Source organism: Streptomyces sp. RKAG290 (assembly GCF_023701695.1).
Lineage (GTDB): Bacteria > Actinomycetota > Actinomycetes > Streptomycetales > Streptomycetaceae > Streptomyces.
Genome location: NZ_JAJOZC010000001.1, coordinates 6169556 through 6193234, shown reverse-complemented (window position 1 = coordinate 6193234; position 23679 = coordinate 6169556). Strand labels below are relative to the sequence as shown.

Genomic DNA, 23679 nt, shown 5'->3' with positions numbered 1-23679 from the left:
GCTAGCTCTTCTTCTCCAGCTGGTTGGCCCACAGCTTCGGGTCGTCGACGTTCTCCTTGGTCACCAGCGGCGCGGGCAGCTGGTCCTCGAAGCCGTTCGGGATCTTGATGATGGTGGAGTCGTGGTCGGTCGGACCCGCCTTGAAGGTCTTCCCGTCCAGCGCCGCCTTGGCGTAGTACAGCGCGTACTTCGCGTACAGGTCGGCCGGCTGGGAGATCGTCGCGTCGATCTTCCCGGCCTTGATGGCGTCGAACTCCTCCGGGATGCCGTCGTTGGAGATGATGGTGATGTGGCCCGGCGAACCGGCCGGCTTCAGCAGCTTCTTCTGCTCCAGGAGCGCGAGCGTCGGCTGCAGGAAGACACCGCCGGCCTGCATGTAGATGCCGTTGATGTCCGGGTGGGCGGCGAGCGTCGACTGGAGCTTCGCGGAGGCCACGTCGCCCTTCCAGTCGGTGGCGAGCTCGAACACCTTGATGTCCGGGAAGTCCTTGTCCATGCAGGCCTTGAAGGCCTCGGACCGGTCGCGGCCGTTGATCGAGGACAGGTCGCCCTGGAACTCGACGACCTTGCCCTTGCCCTTCAGCTGCTCACCGAGGTACTTGCAGGCGTTCGTCCCGTACGCCTTGTTGTCGGCCCGCACCACCATGTAGATGTCGCCCTTGTCCGGGCGGGTGTCGACGCTGACGACCGGGATCTTCTTGTCGTTCAGGGTGCTGAGCGACTCGGCTATCGCGCCGGTGTCCTGCGGGGCCATCACCACGGCCTTGGCGCCCTGGTCGGTGAAGGTCTGGACGTTGGCGACGAGCTTGCCGATGTCGTTCTGCGAGTTGGTCAGCGGCAGCGCCTTGACCTCACCGCCCTTGACCCCCTTCTCGATGTAGTTCTGGTACGAGTTCCAGAAGTCGCTGTCGCTGCGCGGGAGGTCGATACCGACCTTGCCGCCGCCCGCGCCGTCGTCCGAGGACTCGCGGTTGCAGCCCGCGAGGGCGGTGACGGCCAGCAGTACGGCGCAGGCCGCCGCACTCGTCGTACGTACTCTCATTGGTGTCCCGTTCCTTTGTGGAGTACCGGCTCGGCGTTTCGATGGCGTTGCTGGGGGTGTGTGCCGCAGGTGGTACGAGGTGCGCGGCCGTGGATGTTCCGGCTCGGGCCGCACACCCTGCGGTCAGCTGCCGGCGGGGCGCAGGCGCAGGCCCTGCATGCCGCCGTCGACGGCCAGTGCCGTGCCCGTCACGGAGGCCGCGGCGGGGCCGGCGAGGTAGACGATCGCGGCGGCCACCTCGTCGGCGGTGACCAGCCGGCCCAGCGGCTGACGGGCGCTCAGGGCCGCACGTTCGGCGGCCGGGTCGGCCGCCTGCCCGAGCAGCCGGCCGACCCACGGGGTGTCCGCGGTGCCCGGGTTGACGCAGTTGACCCGGATGCCCTCGCGGACGTGGTCGGCGGCCATGGCGAGGGTCAGCGAGAGGACCGCGCCCTTGCTCGCGCTGTACAGGGCGCGCTGCGGCAGCCCGGCGGTCGCGGCGATCGAACAGGTCTGGGTGATCGAGACCGCGCCGGGGCGCTCGGCCGCGGCGCGCCGCAGGTGCGGCAGCGCGTGGCGGGCGGTGCGGACCATGCCGAGGACGTTGATGTCCAGGACCCGGGTCCACTCGTCGTCGTCGTTGTCCTCCACGGAGCCGACGGAGCCGATGCCCGCGTTCGACACGAGCGTGTGCAGGGAGCCCAGTTCGGCGGCTGCCCGGTCCACGGCCTCGTGCACCGCGGCGTCGTCCGTGACGTCCGCCTTCAGGGCGAGGGTGCCCTCGGGGGCGCCCGCGGTCTCCCGGTCCAGGACCGCGACGCGGGCCCCGCGCTCCAGGAGCATGGTCGCGACGGCGGCCCCGATACCGGAGGCGCCGCCCGTCACCAGAGCGTTCATCCCTCGAAGTCGCGTGTGCCGGTCATCGGCTGTCCTCCTCAGTGGTGCGGCGGGCCTGCCATACGGGGCCCTCCGGGTAGCGGTGAGCGGCGATCGACTCGGGGAACATCCGGGCGGAGAAACCCGGGGACGCCGGGGCGGTGTAGCGGCCCGACTCGATCACCGTGGGGTCGACGAAGTGCTCGTGGAGATGGTCGACGTACTCGATCACCCGGTCCTCCCAGGTGCCGGAGACCGCCACGTAGTCGAACATCGAGAGGTGCTGCACCAGCTCGCACAGGCCGACCCCGCCCGCGTGCGGGCAGACCGGGACGCCGTACTTCGCGGCGAGCAGCAGGACGGCCAGGTTCTCGTTGACGCCCGCGACCCGTGCGGCGTCGATCTGGACGAAGTCGACGGCTCCGGCCTGCAGCAGCTGCTTGAACACGACCCGGTTGGCGACGTGTTCACCGGTGGCGACCTTGACCGGCTGTCCGGCGCGCACCGCGGCGTGGCCGAGGACGTCGTCGGGACTGGTGGGCTCCTCGATCCAGTGCGGGTCGTACGGCGCGAGCGCGGTCATCCACTCCACCGCGTCGGCGACGTCCCAGCGCTGGTTGGCGTCGACCGCGATCCGTACGTCGGCGCCGACCGCCTGGCGGGCCAGCCCGAGCCTGCGGACGTCGTCGCCGATGTCGCCGCCGACCTTCAGCTTGATCTGGGTGAAGCCGTCGGCGACGGCCTCCTTCGCCAGCCTGACCAGCTTGTCGTCGGAGTAGCCGAGCCAGCCGGGCGAGGTGGTGTAGGCGGGGTATCCCTCGGCACGCAGCCGCTCGGCGCGCCCGGCCCGGCCCGGCTCGGCGGCACGCAGGATCGCGAGCGCCTCCTGGGGGGTGAGGGCGTCGGTGAGGTAGCGGAAGTCGACGAGGGAGACGAGTTCCTCGGGCGACATCTCGGCCAGGAACTGCCAGACGGGTCTGCCCGCCCGCTTCGCCGCCAGGTCCCAGGCGGCATTGACGACCGCGCCGGCCGCCATGTGCATCACGCCCTTCTCGGGTCCCAGCCAGCGCAGTTGCGAATCGTGGGTGAGGTCCCGGTACAGGGCGCCGAGGTCGGCCGCCGTGCGGGGAACGGGGCGCCCGACCACGAAGGACCGCAGCGCCTGGATGGCGGCGGCCATCACCTCGTTGCCGCGTCCGATGGTGAAGCAGAAGCCGTGGCCCTCGATGCCGCCGCCGTCACCGTCCGCGGCGTCGGTACGCAGGACGACATAGGCAGCCGAGTAGTCGGGATCGGGGTTCATGGCGTCCGAGCCGTCCAGTTGTTCCGAGGTCGGAAAACGGATGTCGTGCACCTCGAAATCCGTGACGGTCTGACTCATGTGCGCCCCCAGGGGAAATAACATCGGACCTCTGCTCTGGTCATCCGATGTATAGCGCCCCGAAGGCCCAACGTCCAGGGTTGAGGCGAAATTGACCCCGCACAGCTCGGATGTATGGCGTGCCTGATGCCCTGATTCGGCCGGTGATGCACCTTCGTGGTCCAGGTTCACCCGCCCGTGCGCAGGGGCTGCGGCGAGAGAGGCCGGAAGCCGTAAGGTTGTTCCGTACGCAAGGGAACTTCGGAAGGAGGCCTGGGTGATCGAGCTCGAGGGGGTTCCCGAGCTGATCGACCCGGTCATGGTGGCCGCGTTCGAGGGGTGGAACGACGCAGGTGACGCCGCTTCGACAGCGGTCGCGCACCTGGACCGGGAGTGGAAGGGCGAGGTGTTCGCGGCGCTGGACGCCGAGGACTACTACGACTTCCAGGTCAACCGCCCGACGGTCTGGCTGGAAGGCGGGACACGCAAGATCACCTGGCCGACCACCCGGCTCTCCGTGGTCCGCATCGGCGGGGACAAGCCCCGCGACCTCGTCCTGGTCCGGGGCATCGAACCTTCGATGCGCTGGCGCTCGTTCTGCAACGAGATCCTGGGCTTCGCCCATGAACTGGGAGTCGAGATGGTGGTGGTGCTCGGCGCGCTGCTGGGCGACACCCCGCACACGCGTCCGGTACCGGTCAGCGGCGTCACGTCCGATCCGGACCTGGCGCGGACCCTGGACCTGGAGGAATCCAGGTACGAGGGACCGACGGGCATCGTCGGCATCCTCCAGGAGGCGTGCACCCACGCCGGCGTGCCCGCCGTGAGCCTGTGGGCGGCGGTGCCGCACTACGTGTCGCAGCCGCCCAACCCGAAGGCCACCCTGGCACTGCTGAACCGGCTGGAGGATCTCATCGGGCTGCGCATCCCGCTGGGCGAACTGGCCGAGGACGCGCGGGCCTGGCAGCTCGGGGTCGACCAACTGGCCGCCGAGGACAGCGAGGTGGCGGAGTACGTGCAGACGCTGGAGGAGGCCCGGGACACCGCGGAGCTTCCTGAGGCGAGCGGCGAGGCCATTGCCCGGGAGTTCGAGCGCTATCTGCGCCGACGCGACCCGGGTCCGGGCGGGGCGCCCGGCGGGCATGCCACGGAGAGCGGCGACGGATCGTATCTGCGGGACACGTCCAGCGGCCGGACCAGGCCGCCCAAACCGGCCAGGCCGGAGACCGGCGGCCCCGGGCCGGTGAGCGGGCCGGCGACCGGTGGTCCCGCGCCCGCCGACGGCGACGCGGGCCGAGGTGAGTCCGGCCCGCAGGATCCGCCGGCCGGACCGCCGGGGGACGCTTCGGCTTCGCAGGATCCCCCGGAGGACCCGCCGGAGAATTCGTCGGAGGACTGATCCGGACAGCCGGGAGCCGGGCGGGTGGACACCCGCCCGGCTCCCCTGCTTCTCCTCCCGCATTCAGGACATCAGGAGCAGGTGAAGCGCGCCGCGCCCCAGTCGCCGTGGTCGCCGGTCTTGGACGCATTGGTGTCCGTGACCTTCAGACGCACATGGCGGGCGCCGTCGAGCGGCACGTCGACCGGTACGGCCGCCGACGCCCCCGTCACCTTCGCCGAGGTCCAGAGCACCTTGCCGTCCGCCTCGACGGAGAACGCCACTTCGCCGTAGCCGGCGATCTCGTCGTCGATCCCGGCGTCGGCGGTGAACTTCGAGCAGTGGCCGCCGAGATAGACCTCGATGTCGGAGTCGGCGTGCGTGCCGATCCCCTTCTCGTACACCTTCCCGGCCAGCGTGAGCGGGTGTCCGTCGGCGGCGCCCGATTCGCCGTTGCTGAGGTCACGCTCGGCCGGGCCGTAGCCGTTGGCCGAACTCAGCCACTCCAGGTCGCTCGCCCACGTCTCACCGCTGGGGGGCGGCGGCATCACCGCGGCCGCGATCCGCTGGACGGCCGTGCGGGACTCGCCCGCCGACCGGTAGCGGGCGAGCGCGGTGAGCCGGGCCTCCCCCACTTCGGCGTCCTTCGCCGGGGTGACCTTCACCTCGACCCGCCGGGTGGTGCCCGCCGGGATCCGCTGCACGGCCGCGGCGGGAGTGACCTGCCAGCCGTCGGGCACGTCGAGCGAGAGCACGGCGTCCGTCACGTCCGCCTTGCCCGCGGTGACGTCGACGGCGACGGTGCCCGGGGCGCCGGCCCCGATCTCCTGGCCCTGCGGCGCCGAGAGCGCGGCCGTCGCCGCGGCGTGGCGGCCGCCGACCGCGCTGGTGCCCTCCAGCTTCACCGAGAACTTCCTGCCGGTGGACAGCGGAGCGGTCTTGATCTTCACCACGCCGCCGCGGTCGTCACGGTCGTACCACCAGCCCTGCTTCGCCGAGGCGTACGCGGCGGCGGACGCCAGCCGAGGCAGCTTCCCGGCGAGCTTCACCGCGCCCGGCGCCGAGCCGGTGTGCACACTGAACTCGTACGGGCGGCTGCTCTGCTTCCCGGTGAACTTCCCCTTGCTCTCACCGATGTTCACGGTGACGTCGCCCGCGCCCCTGGCAGGCGCCCGGACGTCGGCCGTCTGGGTGGCGTAGGCACCGTCGCGGTGCTGCCGGGTCACGCCGTCGTCCTCGTACATCGTGAAGGACGAGTTGCCCTGCGGGTAGATGTCCCAGGCGAGCGGCGAGGTGGCGGTGCGGTCCTTGTACGAGCGGATGCCCGGCCACATCGGCACCGCGGCGCCGCCCTTGACGAACAGCGGCAGAGTGTCGAGCGGGGCGCTGTAGTCGTCGACGGTGACCGGACCCTGGTAGGTCCGTCCGCTCCAGTAGTCGGTCCAGGTGCCCTTCGGCAGGTAGATGCCGTCGCGCTCGGTGCTGTCCTGGTAGACCGGGGCGACGAGGAAGTCCTCGCCCGACATGAACTCGTACTTCGCCGCGTCCGTCGCCGCCTTCGGGTCGTCCGGGTACTCCAGGACCAGCGGGCGGACCATGCCGACCCCGGTCTTCGTCGCCTCGTGGGCGTAGGAGTACTGGTAGGGCAGCAGCGACTCCTTCAGCTTGAGGTAGTCGCGGTTGACGGTGGTGTACGGCTCCCCGTAGCGGAAGGGCTGCTTGTCGCTGGCCGCCCAGCCGTCCATGCTCATCGTGGTCCCCAGGAACATCTTCCACTGGAGGTCACGGGTGTACGTCTTGGCGCTGCCGCCGAAGATGCCGTCGACGTCGCCGGTGGTGTAGGCCAGGCCGGACATCGTGGCGCCCGCGTAGGTCGGGATCTGCCAGCGGATGTAGTCCCAGGTGCCGTACTGGTCGCCGGACCACTGGACGCCGCAGCGCTGCGCGCCCGACCAGCTCTCCGGGGCGTAGGTGAAGCCACGGGCGTCGCTGTTGTCCTCGATGCCCTTGTACGCGTCCTTGCAGCCGTCCAGGGCGAACTTGTAGCCGTCGCCGACCCAGGCCACGTCCAGCTTGGCGACGCGCTGGCCGGCCTTGACCTGGTCGGCGATCTTGTCGATGCCGTCCTCGGTCCACAGGCCGAGCTCCATGTCGCGGTCCTTCAGGCCCTTCGCGGTCTCCGCGAGGTCCTCGTAGCCGCAGCCGTAGCCGTCGTTGACGAGCATCCAGCCGTTCGGCATGTCGTTCTCGACGTAGCCGTCGGCCACCTTCAGCGAGTCCAGGGTGCGGCGCTCACCGCGGTTGGCGTTGTGGAGGTAGCAGTCGGAGTCCCCCATCTCCAAGCCGTACACCGGCGGCAGGAACGGCTTGCCGGTCAGCTTCGTGTACTGGCCTATGACGTCCTTGGCGCTGTCACCGGCGAAGTAGTAGGCGTCGAAGCGCTGTTCCTGGGCGGTGGTGGTCACCGGGTCGGTGAAGGCGTAGGTGCCCGGCGCGAAGGTGTTGCGGAACACGCCGTACCCGGCCGACGAGAGGTAGAACGGCACCGAGTTGGGGTGGCCGCCGTCGTCCCAGTCGTAGTCGACGCCGACCTCGACGGTCTTGTCCCGGTGCGAGGTGTTGCCGCGGCCGTTCTGCATCCCGGCACCGTAGAACTGCTCGTCGGCGCCGCGGGCGAGGGTCTGGGTGGTCTTCTCGCCGTCCCAGCTGATCCCCTTGGCCTCGGACCACACCTGGGTCCCGTCGGCCCGGTAGAGGGCGAACCGCAGCGGTGACTTGTAGGCGCGCAGGGTGACGTCGCCGGAGGAGAGGTCGTAGCGGTCGCTCCGCTCCTTCCACCGGGTGCGGGGCGGTGCTCCCTGGGGCAGCACGATGTTGTCGCCTGCCGGGTCGGAGAACTTCCCGTCCGGGGCGAGTTCGATACGGAAGGTCTCGGCCGACACGAAACTGACGCGGGCCTCGGCGGTCCCCGCCCGCAGGTGGTAGACGGAGCCGTCGGCCGAGAAGCCGGTGAGGTCACCGACCGTCGACCCGGCGGGGGCGGCGGGATCGGCCTGGGCGCTGCCCGGTCCCGAGAGGGCGGCGAACAGTCCCAGCAGCGCTGCAACTACTGCCGTTCTGATGCGCGTTGATGATTGCATAGAGCGCTTTTAGCGCAGCATCGAGCATTTGACCATGGACAAAACGGAACCGGCCCCGAACTTCATCAAGAAGTTCGGGGCCGGTGAACGGGCGGAATCGTGCGGGGAGTTAGAGCGCGACCCCGAGCAGCGCGTCGACGGTACGCGAGACGAGTCCCGGCGCCCCCTCGTCCGTGCCGCCTCCGGCGGTCTGCCGCTCGGCCCAGCGGTCCACCGCGGCCAGGGCGGCCGGGGTGTCCAGGTCGTCGGCAAGGGCCTCGCGGACCTCCTCGACCAGGGCGTCGGCGGACAGCCCGTCGGGCCGGGAGACGGCGGCGCGCCAGCGCGCGAGACGGTCCACCGCGTCGGCCAGCACCTGGTCGGTCCACTCCCAGTCGGACCGGTAGTGGTGCGAGAGCAGCGCGAGACGGATCGCGGCCGGGTCCACGCCGTCGCGGCGGAGCGCCGAGACGAAGACCAGGTTGCCCTTCGACTTGGACATCTTCTCGCCGTCGAGGGCGACCATGCCGGCGTGCACGTACGCCTGGGCGAACGGGTGCTCACCGGTCAGCACCTGGGCGTGCGAGGCGCCCATCTCGTGGTGCGGGAAGGCGAGGTCGGAGCCGCCGCCCTGGACGTCGAAGCCCATGCCGAGGTGGTCCAGGGCGATGGCGACGCACTCGATGTGCCAGCCGGGCCGGCCGGCGCCGAGCGAGGCACCGTCCCAGCTCGGCTCGCCCTCGCGGGCTGCCATCCAGAGCATCGGGTCGAGCGGGTTCTTCTTGCCGGGGCGCTCCGGGTCGCCGCCGCGTTCGGCGGAGAGCAGCCGCATCGCCTCGGCGTCGAGGTTGGACACCTGGCCGAAGTGCGGGTCGGTGTCGACGGAGAAGTACACATCGCCGTCGAGGTCGTAGGCGGCGCCCGCGTCCCGGAGCCGTTCGACGAGCGGCACGATGCCGGGTATCGCCTCGACGGCTCCGATGTAGTGCTGCGGCGGGAGCATGCGCAGGGCAGTCATGTCCTCGCGGAACAGGGCCGTCTCGCTCTCGGCGAGCTCGGTCCAGTCCTTGCCGTCGCGCACGGCCCGCTCCAGCAGCGGGTCGTCCACGTCGGTCACGTTCTGGACATAGTGAACCTGCCGCTTGGTGTCGAGCCACACGCGCTGAACGAGGTCGAACGCGTTGTAAGTCGCCGCATGACCCATATGGGTCGCGTCGTACGGCGTGATGCCGCAGACATAGATGCGGGCGACGGGACCGGGGTCAAGGGTGATCCGTCCGCCGGTCGCGGTGTCGTGGATCCGAAGGTCGCGGCCCTTGCCAGGAAGGGCGGGGACCTCAGAAGCGGGCCAGGCATGCATGCAATGAGCGTAACCGGACGCGGCTTCCGGATACGAACCGGAGGGGGGATCCTGTCCGAAGAGGCACCCTTGCGCGTGGCGGCGAAAGGTGTCTGCGCCTCCTCACCGGCTGCTGCCCGGTCCCCCGCCCGGCGCCCCCCGGGTCCTGTCCGGGAGTAACGCCGGAGTCCTGGCCGGAGGTGGCCCGCCTACACCGGCGGCCACGGAATGGCCGGCCACCCCTCGCCCGGCTCGCGGTGCAGCCCTGTGGACCGGAGCCCCGCCACCCGGGCCCGCAGCGCCTCGATCTCGGCCGCGGTGATCAGTTCCCCCAGCCGGGTGACCAGCGTGGCACCCGGCTCCAGCTCCCCGGCCAGGCGGTCCAGCACCTCGACGGACTCCGCCGGCAACGGCTCGCCCGCCCAGCCCCAGAGCAGGGTCCGCAGCTTGTCGTCGGCGTTGAAGGTGACACCGTGATCGATGCCGTACAGCCGGCCGTCCGGGGCGGGCAGCAGGTGTCCGCCCTTGCGGTCGCCGTTGTTGATCACCGCGTCGAGCACCGCGAGCCGCCGCAGCCGGGGGTCGTCCGCGTGGACCAGCAGGGCGGTCTTCCCCTCGCCCACCTCGGCGAGGGCCACGGCCTTCCAGCCCTCGCCCGGCTCCTCGTCCTCGACGAGCGCGAGCAGGCCGGAGCCGTCCTCCTCCTGCGGCGCCGCCTCGATCCACAGCTGGCACATGCCCTGGCCGTACGGACCGTCACGCAGCACGGTCGGCGGCACCAGGCCCCATCCCGTCGCCTCGGAGACCTCGTACGCGGCCACCTCGCGCTGGGCGAGCGTGCCGTCGGGGAAGTCCCACAAGGGCTGTTCGCCGGCCACCGGCTTGTAGACGCAGTGCGCCTCGCGGCCTTCGTGCGCGACCGAGCAGTACAGCACCGCGTTGGACGCGCCGCGGACCTGGCCGAGGACGGTGAGCTGCCCCTCGCCGAGCAACGTGATCTGCTCGGCGTCGGTCACGCCCCGCGGCGGTATCCGTTCTGCCGGGGGCATACGTGTCCTTCCGGATCGAGCGGGAGGCTGCACAGCGGGCACGGCGGGCGGCCGGCGTTCACGACGTCCAGGGCGCGTTTGGCGAAGGCCCGGGCCTGCGCTCCGCTGAGCCGGACCCGGAGCATCGGCGGGCCGTTCTCCTCGTCCTGCAGCAGCCGCTCCTCGGCCTCCGCGAGATCCTCGACGGAGTCCGCGTCCAGCTCGACCAGGGCCTGCGCCTCGACGATCATGCGCTGTTCCTCGCCGTCCCAGGCGAGCGCCATCGTGCCGACCCGGAACTCCTCCTCGACGGGGACGTCGAGCGGAGCGGAGTCGGTGACGTCCATCGGGGCCACGGCGGGCACCGGGGAATTGCCGCCGGTACGCCGGACGACTTCGTCGAGCAGTTCGTCGACCCGCTCGGCGAGCGCGGCGACTTGGGTCTTCTCCAGGGCAACGCTGGTGACACGTCCGCCTGAGGATGCCTGCAGGAAGAACGTACGACGTCCAGGCAGCCCGACCGTACCGGCCACGAAACGGTCCGGGGGGTCGTAGAGGAACACCTGACGGGACACGTCCTGTCTCCCTTGAAAATTGACGGCGGGTGAGGGTGGGCCGTGGCCCGGGAGAGTCCTCCCGGAAAGGCGCCTACGGAGCGTCCACCCTACTGCGCCGAGCGATCACGGTGCCCCAGCGCCGCCCCCGACCGCCGCGTCCCCTTCCCCGCCGGCTGCCGCATCCGCCCCGGCGTCCGTGTCCGGGCCCGTTTCGCGCGGCGCCAGGGGGGCGAGGTCGCCCGTGTCACCCAGCCGCAGCAGGAACGGCCGGAGCCTGGTGTAGCGGATCGCGGTGACCGAACACGGGTCGGCGTGGATCCGCTGGAAGAGGTCAAGATGCATGCCGAGCGCGTCGGCGACAAGGGACTTGATGATGTCGCCGTGCGAGCACATCACGTAGACGGCGTTCTCGCCGTGCTCGGCCTCGACCGTCGCGTTCCAGTGCCGCACCGCGTCGACGGCGCGTGCCTGCATCGCCCTCATGGACTCGCCGCCGGGGAACGCCGCCGCCGAGGGGTGCTGCTGCACGACCGTCATCAGCGGCTCGTCGACGAGTTCGGCGAGCTTGCGGCCCGACCAGTCGCCGTAGTCGCACTCGCTGATCCGCTCCTCGGTGTGCAGCGGCAGGTCCGGCCGGGCGTCGAGCAGCGGCTGCAGGGTCTCCCGACAGCGCTGCAGGGGGCTGCTGACGGCTGCGGCGAGGGGCAGCGCGGCCAGCCGTCCGGGCAGCGCCGCGGCCTGCTCGGTGCCGCGTTCGTCGAGCGCGACGCCGGGGGTCCGGCCCGCGAGCACCCCGGCCGTGTTGGCGGTGGAGCGTCCATGGCGTACGAGGATCAGGGTGGGCATACCGGCCAGCGTAGGCGGACGCCCGCGCAAAGATGCGCCGGGGACCGGGGCAGGGCAGAATGCGCGCCGTGATTGTGGACTGCGCCATCTACCGGGACGGGCGCCGCACCGACGGCCCCGCCGACTTCTCCGATGCCCTCGACGAGGCGCGGGCCACAGGTGACGCGTTCCTGTGGATCGGGTTGCACGAGCCCACGGAGAAGGAGTTCGAGCTGGTCAGCAGCGAGTTCGGGCTGCACCCGCTGGCGGTGGAGGACGCGCTGGCCGCGCACCAGCGGCCGAAGCTGGAGGTGTACGACGACTCGCTGTTCGCGGTGATCAAACCGGTCGTCTACGACCACGACAGCGACACCGTCAGCGCGGACGAGCTCATGGTGTTCATCGGCGACTCGTTCGTCGTGACGGTCCGGCACGGCGAGGCTGCGCCGCTGGCCGCCGTACGCCGTCGGCTGGAGGCCGAGGCCGATGTGCTCAAGCACGGGCCCACCGCGGTGCTGTACGCGGTCAGCGACGCGGTCGTGGACCACTACATCGATGTCGCGGGCGAGCTCCAGGTCGACCTGGAGGAGCTGGAGACGCAGGTCTTCGCCCCGAACGCCAACGGCGACTCCAAGAACACCGCGGCCCGCATCTACACCTTCAAGCGCCAGGTCCTGGAGTTCCGCCGGGCGACCGTGCCGCTGGGCGCGCCGATGGCCCGGCTGGCGAGCGCGGGGGTGCCGTTCGTCCACGAGCACTCGCAGCCGTTCTTCCGGGACGTCCAGGACCACCTGACGCGCGCCAACGAGCAGGTGGAGGGGCTGGACAGGCTGCTCTCCGACATCCTGTCCGCGCACCTCGCCCAGATGGGCGTGCGGCAGAACGACGACATGCGCAAGATCTCGGCGTGGGCGGCCATGGCCGCGGTGCCGACCATGGTCGCGGGGATCTACGGGATGAACTTCGACCACATGCCGGAGCTGACCTGGACGTGGTCCTACCCGGTGGTGATCGTGCTGATGGCCGGGGCGGTCTTCGGCCTGCACCGCCAGTTCAAGCGCCGCGGCTGGCTCTGACCGGACGGTGAGCCGGCCAGGGCGGGCTCAGGCGTACTCGGGCGCCGGCACGGGCGGCCCGCCGAGCGCGTCGCGCCGCTCGGGCAGCGCCAGGCTCACCATGCGCCGCCAGCCCACGAGGCGCTCGTACGCGTAGACGGCGTGGATGCCCGCGGCCAGCGCCGCGGCCCTGGAGCGCGGCCAGCTCAGGATGCGGCCCATGTGGTCCATCACCGCGAGGCTGACGTCGCGGTACACCCGGATCTCGCCGAGCGCGCACTCGCGCAGGATGTGCTGGATCGTGCGGCCGTGTCCCGCCCGGGCGAAGCGCAGCAGCTCCTCGTGGCAGTAGGCCAGGTGGTTGTCCTCGTCGTTCGAGATCATCTTCACCGCGCGGCCCAGGTCGGGGTGGTCGGCGAAGTACTTCCGCAGCAGCCGCATCTGCTCGGAGGCGCGCTGCTCGGTCACCCGGCTGTGGGCGAGGTAGGTGATGATGTCGCGCTCGGTGAGCGGTTCCTCGCGCTCCAGCTGCTCGTGGGCGAGGCCGATGCCGTACTTCTCCAGCAGCATCGTGTAGTCGGTCTCGTGCGGGACCTCGACGGGCGCCAGGCCGCGCTTCCTCAGCAGGGCGTCGAAGATCCGTCCGTGCTTGTCCTCGTCGGCGCCGTGCCGGGCGATCTTCGGGGCCAGCGCGCGCTGGCCGGCGGGCACGAGGGCCGCGATGCGGCCGTTCTCCCAGCCTCCCTGGGACTCGCCGCCCGCGGCGATGGAACAGAACAGCCGGAACGACTCGTCGTCGTCGAGGATCTCCTGGAACAGACTCTTGGCCGAGAGCATCACTGCCACCTCCGTACCGGCTTCCGCCGAGCGACAGTCAAATGCGCCCGGCTCCGGCGGGCAACAGGAGGGCCCCGCGACTGGGCCGAACGAGGACTCCGCCCGGACCGGGGCCCCGCACTGGCGAACCGTTTCCGCACATGCCCCGTAACTCAACGGCCCCCGACCGCGTTGTTCCGCGTGACGGCCGTGGCGGGGAGGCCCCCGAGCCCCCACCACGGCCGTAGTGCTGCCGCGAGCGGCCCAGGACGGCCCTCAGGCGAGCCCGGCCCGCTCCAGCGCGTCCGTGCCGGCCCGCAGCGCGGCGATCCGCTCGTCGAGCGTGAAGCCGGCCGGGGCCAGGGTCAGGGTGGTGACGCCCGCGGCCGCGTACGCCTGCATCCGGTCGGCGATCCGCTCCACCGACCCCAGGAGCGTGGTCTGGTCGATCAGCTGGTGCGGCACGGCGGCGGCCGCACCGCTCTTGTCGCCGGACAGGTACTTCTCCTGGATCTCGGCGGCTTCCTTCTCGTAACCCATGCGCTGGGCGAGCTGGTTGTAGAAGTTCTGCTTGGGGCTGCCCATGCCGCCGACGTACAGGGCGGTGTACGGGCGGAACATGTCGGCGAGGCCCTTGACGTCGTCGCCGACGGCCAGCGGCAGGGTCGGACAGACGTCGAAGCCCTCCATGGTCTTGCCTGCCTTCTCCCGGCCCGCCCGCAGGTGCCTCACCGCGGTGTCCTCCAGGTGGTCGGCGGACGGGAAGATCAGCAGGGCGCCGTCGGCGATCTCGCCGGTCTGCTCCAGGTTCTTCGGACCGATCGCGGCGATGTACAGCGGGATGTGCTCGCGCTGCGGGTGGATGGTCAGCTTGATCGGCTTGCCCGGCCCGTCCGGCAGCGGGAGCGTCCAGTGCTGCCCCTCGTAGGACAGCCGCTCGCGGGTCATCGCCCTGCGGACGATCTCGACGTACTCCCGGGTGCGGGCCAGCGGCTTGTCGAACTTGACGCCGTACCAGCCCTCGGAGACCTGCGGTCCCGAGACGCCGAGGCCGAGCCGGAACCGGCCGCCGGACAGCGAGTCGAGAGTGGCCGCCGTCATCGCCGTCATGGCCGGCTGACGGGCCGGGATCTGCATGATCGCGGAGCCGACGTCGATGGACTCGGTCTGGGCCGCGACCCAGGTCAGCACGGTCGGCGCGTCGGAGCCGTACGCCTCGGCCGCCCAGCAGACGTCGTAGCCGAGCCGGTCGGCCTCCTGCGCGACGGCGAGGTTGTCCCCGTCCATTCCCGCGCCCCAGTAACCGAGATTGATGCCGAGCCGCATAGCCGCTCCCCTTACTGATCAGTAACGTCCCTGTGCCCCGGACTCTAGCGCGCGGCAACGGGATGCGGCAGGGGCCACCCGCGCCCCGGTTGTCCACAGGCCTGCGCCGACCGGGGTCGCGGCCAGTAATCTCAGCGCCCATGGAGCAGAGGCATCTCGGCCGCACCGGCCTACGAGTGTCCCGGATCGGGCTCGGCACCCTCACCTGGGGCCGGGACACCGACGAGCACGACGCTGCCGAGCAGCTGAAGGCGTTCTGGGAGGTGGGCGGCACCCTGGTCGACACCGCGGACGTGTACGGCGGCGGCGAGGCCGAGTACCTGCTCGGGCGGCTCGTGGAGGGCCTGGTGCCGCGGCGCGATCTGGTCATCGCGACCAAGGCCGGCAGCGTGCCGGACCCGTACCGCAGGTTCAACGGTTCACGCGGACACCTGCTGGCCGCCCTCGACGCCTCGCTCGCCCGGCTCGGCACGGACTACGTCGACCTGTGGCAGGTGCACGCCTTCGACCCGGCGACCCCCCTCGACGAGACGCTCCAGGCACTGGACCTGGCCGTGTCCAGCGGCCGGGCCCGCTACGCGGGCGTGTCGAACTTCTGCGGCTGGCAGCTGGCCAAGGCCGCGACCTGGCAGCTCGCCTCGCCCGGTGTGCGGACCCGGCTCGCCAGTACGCAGATGGAGTACTCGCTGCTGCAGCGGGGGGTGGAGCGCGAGGTGCTGCCGGCCGCCCTCGACCTCGGTGTGGGGCTGCTGCCGTCCTCGCCGCTGGGCCGGGGGGTGCTGACCGCCAAGTACCGCACCGGCACCCCGGCGGACTCGCGCGGCGCCTCCGAACTGCTGGCCCCCTTCGTCGAGCCGTATCTCGACGACCCGGCGAGCCGCATCGTGGACGCCGTGGCGACCGCGGCCGACGGGCTGGCCACGACGGCGCTGCAGGTGGCCCTGGCCTGGGTGCGGGACCGGCCGGGAGTGGTGGCCCCGATCGTCGGCGCGCGCAACGCGAACCAGCTCGCGGAGGCTTTGTCAGTGGAGGCGCTTAGTCTTCCTGACGAGATCTGCCAGGCGCTCGACGATGTGTCGGCGCCCGTGCACCGCTATCCGGACCAGGACTGGAGCACGCTGTGACTGCGCTTCCCCGGGGGGAATCCCCCGGCCCCTCGGCCACCGACGACGACAGCGTGGCCGCGGACGCCCCCGCCACCGCGCCCGCTCCTGCCGAGGAGACCACCGCCACGGCCGACGACGGGAGTGCGGAGGAGGAACCGGCCGCCGGGACGGACGAAGCCGTGGCGGGCGCGGACGCGGACGCGGCGAAGGAAGGCGACGCCGCCGCTGCCGCGCAGCCCTCCGAGGCCGAGGCCGAGCTGGCCGCCCAGCGCGAGCTGCGGGAGCGGATCGAGAAGCGCAAGGCCGAGAAGGAGGGCCCGATCCCGGCCGGTACGAAACTGAGCGGGCCGGCCGCCGATCTGCTGGCGGCCGTGCGCGCCGTGGAGAGCGGCGAGAAGCCGGGCGCCGCGTTCTTCGACTCCCCCGCTCCCGCCGCCCCCGCCGGACCGCCCCCGCGGCGGCGCCGGTGCGCGCCCCGGAGGCGGCCCGCGCACCCGAGGGCGCGCCGCCCGAGGCGGTCGCCGCCGTGGCTGCCGTTCTCACCCAGGGCGGGGCTCCCGAGACCCTGGCCGGTCCGGCCGCCGGGACACTCGGCGCACAGGCCGCCGACGTCCTGCGTGCGGACCCCTGGCAGCTGCTCGCCCTTCCCGGCGTCGGGCCGGAGCAGGCCGACGGCTTCGCCCGGGCACTGCTGGGGGCCGACTGCGGGCCCGACGACGAGCGGCGTACCGCGGCCCTGGTCGGCTGGCTGCTGGAGCGCGCCGCGCTGCAGGGCCACACCGCACTGGACGCGGCGGACGTGCGGACGGCGCTCGCCGGACGCGCGGTGACCGACCCGGACGCGGCCGTGCAGCACGCCGTCGCCGAGGGCGTGGCCCTGGTCTTCCAGGACGGCCCCGAGGACGAGGAGGGCGAAGAGCCGGCGGAGGGCGCCGAAGGCGGCGCCGCCGACGAGGACGCGCAGCCCGGTGCCGACCGCGAGCCGGTGCAGGTCTTCCTCGGCCTGGACCGGTACGCGCTGGCGGAGGAGAGCCTCGCCGACGGACTGGCCCGGCTGGTCAACGCCTGCGAGAAGGACGCCGACTGGTCGGACGCCGCCTCCTCCGCGCCCTCCCCCTCGGCCGCCGAGCTGATCCGTACGGCCGCCGCCCACGGCCTGGTCGTGCACACCGGCGGCGAGGCGGCCAGGGCCGAGCCCGCCGCCCTGATCGCCGCGGCGAGCGGACTCGGTCTGCGGGCGCTGGGCGCCACCCACAGCGTGGACGGCAGGCAGCGGCTGGCCGAGGCGGTCGGCGACCCGTCGGCGGCCGTCACGCTCGCCGGACTGCTCTCCGGCGCGGAGGGCCCCGGACGGGACGAGGAGGGGGCCGTCGCCGTCGACCTGCTGGTGGTGCTGGACGCCCCGCAGCTCGACGTGGAGGCCGGCGCCATGCTCGTGGAGTCCCTCGCCGACGGGACCCGCCTGGTGCTCAGCGGCGATCCGGGGGTGCTGGGTTCGGCCGGTGCGGGGCGGGTGTTCGGCGATGTGCTGGCCGCCCGTGCGTGCCCGCAGATCGTCTCCCGTACGCCGGATCCGGGCCCGATCGGCGAGCTGGTCTCCGGCATCGGCATCGGGGAGCTGAACCAGGTGGCGGCCCCGGGCAAGGAGGTCGTGATCGTCCCCGTGCGTGACGCGGGCGAGGCGGTGCACCGCACGGTGCAGCTGGTCGCCGACTCGGTGCCGCGCGCCATCGGTGTGCCGTCGTCCGACACCCAGGTCATCACGGTCGGCCACGGCGGCTCGGCAGGCACCCGGGCGCTGAACGAAGCGCTCAAGCAGCGGCTGAACCCCGGCCCCGGCCGCTTCGGCGGCTTCGACCCGGGCGACCGGATCGCGCATGTCCCCGCGCCCGGCAGGACCGTGCCCGGTGTGGTCGTCTCGGCCGACGCGGAGGGCCTGCACCTGGACTGTGCGGGTACCCCGGTCGTCGTGCCGCAGGAGCGGGTGGAGTCGTCCGTGCGCCACGCCTGGGCGCTCAGCGCCCATCAGGCGGCCGGCATGCGGTGGCCCGCGGTGGTGGTCGTACTGCCCGGTGACGCGGCTCAGGGGCTCAGCCGTCCCTGGGTCTACACCGCCTTCGGCCGCGGTGAGCGCCACCTGTCGGTGGTGCACGGGGTCGATCAGGCACTGCCGCGCGCAGTCGCCCAGTCCCCCTCGCAGGACCGCACCACCCGGCTGCGCACGTTGCTGGAGGCGTCCGAGGGGTGATGCCGAAGGGCCGGGCGGATGCGTCGTGCATCCGCCCGGCCCCAGGCCGTGTCACCGGGGACAGGTCAGGAGCTGTCCCGGGCCAGGCCGTCCAGTTCCTCGTCCAGATCGTCCTCGTCGAAAACCGCACTGACATCGAACCGGCAGACCACCAGTTGCGGGTCCGCGTCGTCGAACGGCGCGCCCAGCCACTCCCCGGGCTCCGGCAGCTCCTCCGCCGCCGCGACCCAGAGCGTGGAGTCGCCCTCCTCAAGACCGAACTCCGTGTGCCGCGAGGCGATCTCGTCCGCCTCGTACTCCCCGAAGAGCACGCCGAGGGCCGCATGGACGCTGGTGCCGACCACCGCCGTGCCCTCGCCGCCGCGGTCGTCGGGGTCCAGGTCGGCAAGGCGCTGGGCCTGTGCGAGCAGCCGCTGCGGCTCCACCACCGCGTAGTCGCGGCGGATCAGCACACTGAGCGCGTTCGGCTCCTCGGGACCGCTGTAGGGCGGCAGCGCGTCCGCCGCCCCCGGGATCTCGAACGGGGTGACCTCGTCATGGCGGTCGTAGAGCAGTTCGTCATAGACCTCGGCCGCAGCGGCCAGTGCGTTGAACGCGTCGTAAACAGCGGGGTCGTCGTCCCCCGACCGGCGTTCGACCGCCTCGAGGTGGCGGTCGAGCGCGACCTTGACCGCATCGGCGGCGGCGCGTACCTCGGCAGCGGATGGCTGCGCAGCATCAGACATAGGGCAGACGCTATCCGTACACGGGCTCTGCCCGCACAATAGATGCGATGCCGGAATACGAATTTGTCGACGTGTACGTGCCGCGCGGGGTGTCCCGGAAGGAGACGACCCGCCTGCTGACCGACCATGCCGAGTACGGGCACTGGGAGTTGGACCGGCTGTCGCTGCGCCGCGACGGCAGTCGGCGGGTGCGGTTGCGCAGGCGGATCATCCGCCAGTTGCGGGCCACCTGGTGAGACGGAGAAGGCCCCGCTGTCGCGGGGCCCCCTCCCTTCGCCGTGCTGCCTTCCGGTGCCGTCGTCCCTAGGCGGCCCTGCCGCGGCGGTAGAGAACCGTGCCCGCGCCTGCCAGCAGCAGGCCCGCGCTCGCCGGGATCAGCAGGTCGAGCCCGCCCGAGCCGGTGTGTGCGAGCTGCGGAGTGGTCTCCGGCACGCTCTGCGGCTCCGGCGCGTTCGGGATGTGGCGCGGCCCGGGTGCCGGGGGTGCCTCGTGGACCGGGGTGACCGGAACGTCCACCGGCGGCGTGCTGTCGTTCTCGCACGAGTTGCCGAGGCTGGGGTTCAGCAGGCCACCGATGGTGACGCTGTTCCCGCAGGCATTCACGGGGATGTCGATGGGCACCTGGAGCTGGTTGCCCGAGAGCAGACCGGGCGAGCCCTGCGCGTACCCCTGCGCCGTTGCCCCGCCGCCGTTGTCGCTGCCGACTGCCCGGTGCTTCCCGGTGCCTGCCTGCGCCCCCTGGCCGCGGTCGTGCGTGGCGCGGCTGCCGGAGGTCCGGCCGGGCGCGGCGTGGCTGCCGGACTTGCCGGCAGTCGATCCGGAACGGCCGGCCACGGCACCTTCCGAACCGTTTCCGCAGGCATTTCCCGCGGTCGGGTTGAGCAGTCCGACGACGCTCACGGAGTTGCCGCATACGTTGACCGGTACCTCGACCGGAATCTGTACCGAATTCCCAGAAAGCACCCCCGGGGAATTCGATGCGCCGCCGGACGCTCCCGCGTCGGCGTGCGCGTAACCGCCACTGAGCGCGAGCACGCCGCCCGCTGCCGCCATGGTGATCAGGCCTTTACGCGTGACCTGTCGCATAGGTTGTTTCCTGCCTTCTACCTTCCGGAATACCTCCGGACTTGACCGTACGGAGGCAAAGGACCCGACGGCCCCAGAGCACATGGCAGGTGCTCCGGGGCCGACCGGGCTCAAACCCTTGCGGGTTGACGCATACGTCAGGCGTTGACGCAGGTGTTGCCGAAGGCGGGGTTCAGCAGCCCGATCACGGAGATCGTGTTGCCGCACACGTTCACGGGAACGTGGACGGGAACCTGAACGACGTTGCCCGAGAGCACGCCGGGGCTGCCGATGGCGGCACCCTGGGCGCCCGAGTCGGCGACGGCCATGCCGGCACCCGCGAGCACCAGACCACCGGTGACAGCCGCAGCGGCGACGATCTTCTTGATCATTATTCCTCCTAGTTGGCAAATGCGGTCCCAGCCGCGGACCGCATCACCTGTAACGAGGAAGAAGTAACCGGGCTACGAGCAGGACACCCCTTTCACTCGTTCCGGTCATGTACGTACACACAGTCGAATATCTCGGCGGTGTGTCGGCGGTATCGGCGGTGTCAGCTGTGGTCGATGAAGCGGTCGAGTACCCGGACGCCGAATTTCAGGCCGTCGACCGGCACCCGCTCGTCCACGCCGTGGAACATGCCCGCGAAGTCGAGCTCCGGCGGGAGCTTCAGCGGGGCGAATCCGAAGCAGCGGATACCCAGGTCGTCGAAGGACTTGGCGTCCGTGCCACCGGAGAGCATGTACGGCACCGCGCGGGCGATCGGGTCCTCCGCCTTGAGCGCGATCTGCATCGCGTCGACGAGGGAGCCGTCGAAATCGGTCTCCAGCGCCTTGTCGCCGTGCACGTCCTCGCGCTTGACGCGCGGGCCGAGGATCCGGTCGAGGTCGGTCAGGAACTCCTGCTCGTACCCCGGCAGGAACCGGCCGTCGACATGGGCGGTGGCCTGGCCCGGGATCACGTTCACCTTGTATCCGGCGCCCAGCATGGTGGGGGCCGCGGAGTTGCGCAGGGTGGCGCCGACCATCTTGGCGATGCCGCCCAGCTTGGCCAGCGTCGCGTCCATGTCCTCCGGGTCCAGCGGGGTGCCGAGCGCGTCGGACAGCTCGTCCAGGAAGGACCGCACGGTCTTGGTGACCCGCACCGGCCAGGTGTGCCGACCGAGCCGGCCGACCGCCTCGCACAGCTCGGTGATCGCGTTGTCGTCGTTGGTCATGGAGCCGTGCCCGGCCGTGCCGTCCACGGTCAGCCGCATCCAGTGCATGCCCTTCTGGGCGGTCTCGACGAGATAGAGCCGCAGGTTCTCGTTGACCGTGAAGGAGAAGCCGCCGACCTCGCCGATCGCCTCGGTGACGCCCTCGAAGAGGCCGGGGTGCTTGTCGACGAGGTACCGCGCCCCGTACGTACCGCCCGCCTCCTCGTCCGCGAGGAAGGCGAGCACGATGTCCCGCGGGGGCTTGCGGCCGCTGCGCATCCGCTCGCGCACGACCGCGAGGGTCATCGCGTCCATGTCCTTCATGTCGACCGCGCCCCGGCCCCACACACAGCCGTCCGCGATCTCTCCCGAGAAGGGGTGATGCGTCCAGTCGTGGGCGTTCGCCGGGACGACATCGGTGTGGCCGTGGATCAGCAGGGCCGGCTTGGAGGAGTCCTCACCCTCGATCCGCGCCACCGTGGAGGCGCGGCCCTTGTGGGACTCGAAGATCTGCGGCTCGAGCCCGACCTCCGAGAGCTTCTCCGCCACGTACTCGGCTGCCAGCCGCTCACCCGGCCCCGAGTGGTCCCCGTAGTTGCTGGTGTCGATCCGGATGAGATCACGACAGAGGTCCACGACCTCGTTCTCGGCACTCTCGCCCGAGCCGGTCCGGGCCGCTCTGGTCTCGCTCACGCTGGTTCCTTCCACTGTCGCTGTGGTGCTCCCCCTCATCCTCCCGCGCCGGGCCCGCACACCCAAGGCCACCCACCTGTCGTCATGCGGCCTTCACACAGACCGGGGCGTGATCGAGCACCTCCCAATGTTTGCTATGGTTTTCCACGTCGGAACGGGCCGGGCCCGCGAGACAGACACCTTGTCCGGGTGGCGGAATGGCAGACGCGCTAGCTTGAGGTGCTAGTGCCCTTTATCGGGCGTGGGGGTTCAAGTCCCCCCTCGGACACAGAGAAAGTGCCGATCAGGAGAGATCCTGGTCGGCACTTCGCGTTGCGCGGCCCCCGAGCTCCCCGAGCTCCCCGAGCTCCCCGTAGGTCATCAGCCGCCGGGCGGGAGGCGTTACTGCCGGTGGAGGGTCTCAAGGGCCTCGATGAGGATCTTGGGGTCGTGTCCGCCCTTGAAGACCGGCGGCGGCTGCCTGTCGAGCCCCAGGAGCCGGGCCACCGCGGTCCAGGCGGTGCGGACGGAGTACTCGACGGTGAAGACGACGTCGTCGGGCACCTCGGCGTACTGGCCGATGAAGGCGAGGTTGGTGGATCCCGCGGGGACGACCTGCGGGCGGTCCCCGGCCTTGCGGACCAGGAACTGGCTGGTGATGTAGGGCATGAGCGCGGGGATCACGAGCGCGTCGTCCAGCAGCTCCGCACGCTCCTCCAGCCGCAGGTGCTGGAGCACCTCGTCCAGGATCTCGCGGCCGGTGCACCGCGACATCGGCTTCTTGACGAAGTCGCCGTCCTTGTCGGGGAACAGGGCGTAGCCCCACCACACGAACGTGTCCTCGGGCTGGTCGCGGAAGTGCGGCTGGTGGTTGAGGACGATGGTCAGCAGCCAGTTCGAGTCCTTGAAGGTGATCAGCCCGCCCTTGCCCGCCTCGCTGCCGCTGAACTTCTCCATCTGCTCGAAGAAGCGGGGGTTGCGGGTGGTGACGGTGAACGACTCCCAGGTGGAGTCACCGGGGGTGGAGTGGAAGGCGGCGGGGTTGCCCAGGCCGGGCCGCCTGGCGGCGAGGGTCTCCCACAGCTGCCACGCGCCGGTGGCCGAGGTGGTGTCCAGGACGGGGGCGGCGGTGGTGGACCCCAGGGTGGAGTCGGCCGTCATCGATCCGTTCGTCACCATGACGAGGTCACCGGCTTCGAGAGCGGTCTCCTCGGACCGCCCGCCGCGCTCGCAGGTGATCGCCTCGACGGTGAGGGCCTCGCCCGCGGCCAGCCGCAGGTCGCTCACCCGGGTCCCGAGCTGGATGTGCACGCCGCGGCCGGTCAGCCACTTCAGCAGCGGCCGGACGATCGAGTCGAACTGGTTGAACCGGGTGCGGTAGATCCCCGACATGCTGTCGAAGGTCTTGAACAGGTGCACGAACCGGTTGAGGTAGCGGCGGAACTCGATGGCACTGTGCCAGGGCTCGAACGCGAAGGTGGTGCACCACATCGCCCAGAAGTTGGTGGCGAAGAACTCCGGGTGGAAGAGATCGGCGATGCGCTTGCCGTCGAGGTGGCTCTCCGGCGTGGCCACGCATCTGATCAGTTCGAGGCGGTCCCGCTCCGAGAACGTCATGGCGTGCGCGTCGATGATCCGGCCCTCGGCGTCGACCAGCCGGGCATGGTCGTCCCAGGCGAAGTCCTCGTGGAAGGCGAAGGTGTCCTCGGTCACCGACTTCGACGGGTCGTCCAGCGACGGGACCGAGGAGAGCAGGTCGTAGGTGCAGTCGAAGTGGATCTCGAACATGCGGCCGCCGCGCATCGTGTAGCCGGTCCCGGGTGTGCCGGCCGCGTCCAGGCTGCCGCCCTCCCGGTCCTGCTCCTCCAGGATCACGATGTCCTGGCCCTCGAACCCGCCTTCACGGATGAGGAATGCCGCCGCCGCCAGGGACGCGATCCCACTGCCCACCAAGTACGCCTTCGCCAC

Annotated in this window: 19 protein-coding genes, 1 tRNA gene and 1 pseudogene; 6 read left to right on the top strand and 15 right to left on the bottom strand. The window is 71.3% G+C overall.

Features of this window, described 5'->3' with window-relative positions; genetic code table 11:
• Position 1: 1 nt before the first annotated feature.
• The 3 genes from LNW71_RS27370 to LNW71_RS27360 form a co-directional block, all read right to left on the bottom strand.
• The gene (locus tag LNW71_RS27370; RefSeq protein ID WP_250970646.1) at positions 2-1042 is read right to left on the bottom strand and encodes a sugar ABC transporter substrate-binding protein; all 1041 of its coding nucleotides are present in this window, start codon (positions 1040-1042) and stop codon (positions 2-4) included.
• 123 nt (positions 1043-1165) lie between these two features.
• Positions 1166-1918 (bottom strand): SDR family oxidoreductase, encoded by a 753-nt coding sequence (locus LNW71_RS27365; protein WP_250970645.1) that lies wholly within the window; start codon positions 1916-1918, stop codon positions 1166-1168.
• 22 nt (positions 1919-1940) lie between these two features.
• Positions 1941-3278 (bottom strand): enolase C-terminal domain-like protein, encoded by a 1338-nt coding sequence (locus LNW71_RS27360; protein WP_250970644.1) that lies wholly within the window; start codon positions 3276-3278, stop codon positions 1941-1943.
• Between the two features lie 256 nt (positions 3279-3534).
• Here LNW71_RS27360 and LNW71_RS27355 point away from each other — a divergent pair, with 256 nt between their 5' ends.
• Complete coding sequence (locus LNW71_RS27355; protein WP_250970643.1) at positions 3535-4656, top strand: PAC2 family protein; 1122 nt, start codon at positions 3535-3537, stop codon at positions 4654-4656.
• A 71-nt stretch (positions 4657-4727) separates the two neighbouring features.
• On the opposite strand, the gene LNW71_RS27350 is transcribed toward LNW71_RS27355, so the two are convergent.
• The 5 genes from LNW71_RS27350 to LNW71_RS27330 form a co-directional block, all read right to left on the bottom strand.
• Positions 4728-7775, bottom strand: coding sequence for an NPCBM/NEW2 domain-containing protein (locus LNW71_RS27350; protein ID WP_250970642.1), 3048 nt, complete (start codon positions 7773-7775; stop codon positions 4728-4730).
• 109 nt (positions 7776-7884) lie between these two features.
• Positions 7885-9114: a cysteine--1-D-myo-inosityl 2-amino-2-deoxy-alpha-D-glucopyranoside ligase gene (mshC, locus tag LNW71_RS27345; RefSeq protein ID WP_250970641.1), complete on the bottom strand. Its 1230-nt coding sequence runs from the start codon at positions 9112-9114 to the stop codon at positions 7885-7887.
• A 188-nt stretch (positions 9115-9302) separates the two neighbouring features.
• The gene (locus LNW71_RS27340; protein WP_250970640.1) at positions 9303-10142 is read right to left on the bottom strand and encodes an SCO1664 family protein; all 840 of its coding nucleotides are present in this window, start codon (positions 10140-10142) and stop codon (positions 9303-9305) included.
• Positions 10106-10696: a DUF3090 domain-containing protein gene (locus tag LNW71_RS27335; RefSeq protein ID WP_250970639.1), complete on the bottom strand. Its 591-nt coding sequence runs from the start codon at positions 10694-10696 to the stop codon at positions 10106-10108. Before LNW71_RS27335 ends, LNW71_RS27340 begins: the two co-directional genes overlap by 37 nt.
• Before the next feature lie 105 nt (positions 10697-10801).
• Positions 10802-11524, bottom strand: a complete 723-nt coding sequence (locus LNW71_RS27330) for a histidine phosphatase family protein (RefSeq protein WP_250970638.1) — start codon at positions 11522-11524, stop codon at positions 10802-10804.
• Between the two features lie 59 nt (positions 11525-11583).
• Between LNW71_RS27330 and corA the strand changes: the two genes are divergently transcribed.
• Positions 11584-12579 (top strand): magnesium/cobalt transporter CorA, encoded by a 996-nt coding sequence (gene corA / locus LNW71_RS27325; protein ID WP_250970637.1) that lies wholly within the window; start codon positions 11584-11586, stop codon positions 12577-12579.
• Positions 12580-12606: 27 nt separating this feature from the next.
• Here corA and LNW71_RS27320 read toward each other — a convergent pair whose 3' ends face one another.
• Both LNW71_RS27320 and LNW71_RS27315 read right to left on the bottom strand, forming a co-directional pair.
• Entirely contained in the window at positions 12607-13395 is a 789-nt protein-coding gene (locus LNW71_RS27320; RefSeq protein ID WP_250970636.1) for a ferritin-like domain-containing protein, read from the bottom strand.
• A gap of 255 nt (positions 13396-13650) precedes the next feature.
• Positions 13651-14700 carry an LLM class F420-dependent oxidoreductase gene (locus LNW71_RS27315; protein WP_250970635.1) on the bottom strand — a complete coding sequence of 350 codons (1050 nt, stop codon included), beginning with the start codon at positions 14698-14700 and terminating at the stop codon, positions 13651-13653.
• A gap of 140 nt (positions 14701-14840) precedes the next feature.
• Here LNW71_RS27315 and LNW71_RS27310 point away from each other — a divergent pair, with 140 nt between their 5' ends.
• Both LNW71_RS27310 and LNW71_RS27305 read left to right on the top strand, forming a co-directional pair.
• The gene (locus LNW71_RS27310) at positions 14841-15824 is read left to right on the top strand and encodes an aldo/keto reductase (RefSeq protein ID WP_250970634.1); all 984 of its coding nucleotides are present in this window, start codon (positions 14841-14843) and stop codon (positions 15822-15824) included.
• A pseudogene (locus tag LNW71_RS27305) lies at positions 15821-18054 on the top strand (helix-hairpin-helix domain-containing protein). Before LNW71_RS27310 ends, LNW71_RS27305 begins: the two are co-directional and overlap by 4 nt.
• A 65-nt stretch (positions 18055-18119) precedes the next feature.
• Here the strand turns inward: LNW71_RS27305 and LNW71_RS27300 are convergent.
• Positions 18120-18779, bottom strand: coding sequence for a hypothetical protein (locus tag LNW71_RS27300; RefSeq protein ID WP_250970633.1), 660 nt, complete (start codon positions 18777-18779; stop codon positions 18120-18122).
• Between the two features lie 47 nt (positions 18780-18826).
• Here LNW71_RS27300 and LNW71_RS27295 point away from each other — a divergent pair, with 47 nt between their 5' ends.
• Entirely contained in the window at positions 18827-19015 is a 189-nt protein-coding gene (locus LNW71_RS27295; protein ID WP_250970632.1) for a DUF5703 family protein, read from the top strand.
• Between the two features lie 67 nt (positions 19016-19082).
• Here the strand turns inward: LNW71_RS27295 and LNW71_RS27290 are convergent, their stop codons facing one another.
• The 3 genes from LNW71_RS27290 to LNW71_RS27280 all read right to left on the bottom strand — a co-directional run bounded on the left by LNW71_RS27290 (position 19083) and on the right by LNW71_RS27280 (position 21732).
• Complete coding sequence (locus LNW71_RS27290) at positions 19083-19865, bottom strand: chaplin (protein ID WP_250970631.1); 783 nt, start codon at positions 19863-19865, stop codon at positions 19083-19085.
• Between the two features lie 137 nt (positions 19866-20002).
• Complete coding sequence (gene chpH / locus LNW71_RS27285; RefSeq protein ID WP_123528131.1) at positions 20003-20236, bottom strand: chaplin ChpH; 234 nt, start codon at positions 20234-20236, stop codon at positions 20003-20005.
• A gap of 161 nt (positions 20237-20397) precedes the next feature.
• Positions 20398-21732 (bottom strand): M20/M25/M40 family metallo-hydrolase, encoded by a 1335-nt coding sequence (locus tag LNW71_RS27280; RefSeq protein WP_250970630.1) that lies wholly within the window; start codon positions 21730-21732, stop codon positions 20398-20400.
• Between the two features lie 183 nt (positions 21733-21915).
• On the opposite strand from LNW71_RS27280, the gene LNW71_RS27275 reads away from it, so the two are divergent.
• Positions 21916-22000 (top strand) — tRNA-Leu (locus tag LNW71_RS27275).
• A gap of 113 nt (positions 22001-22113) precedes the next feature.
• On the opposite strand, the gene LNW71_RS27270 is transcribed toward LNW71_RS27275, so the two are convergent.
• Entirely contained in the window at positions 22114-23679 is a 1566-nt protein-coding gene (locus tag LNW71_RS27270) for an oleate hydratase (protein WP_250970629.1), read from the bottom strand.